The organism is Phyllobacterium myrsinacearum (assembly GCF_002980555.1).
Classification (GTDB): Bacteria; Pseudomonadota; Alphaproteobacteria; order Rhizobiales; family Rhizobiaceae; genus Phyllobacterium; species Phyllobacterium myrsinacearum.
This window is the reverse complement of record NZ_PVBT01000043.1, coordinates 1-224: the sequence shown is the minus strand read 5'-3', so window position 1 is coordinate 224 and position 224 is coordinate 1. Positions and strand designations below refer to the sequence as shown.

General features: G+C 67.9%; 1 protein-coding gene. It reads right to left on the bottom strand.

The annotated features are described in order from the left end of the window. Positions 1-70: 70 nt before the first annotated feature. The coding region (gene repC / locus C5750_RS26275) for a replication initiation protein RepC (protein ID WP_245421244.1) at positions 71-224 on the bottom strand (154 nt) is incomplete at its 5' end.

Sequence of the window (224 nt, the reverse complement as noted above, 5' to 3'; positions counted from 1 at the left end):
CCGAGACGCTCCCCGGCTGACGGGCGCGGGCACAAGCCGGCGGTCATGGATGGCACGCTCCGCATCGGTGTCATTCCATCTGTCCCTTGACGAGGCGGACATGGGAGCCGTTGGCCCTGAGCTGGGCCAGCAGCATCGGCCAGACGGAGAATTCGCCCTTGGCCGCCTTGTCGGTGAGGGAGCGCAGATACCCGCCGGCCGAATTGATCTGCCCGGCCCTTTGC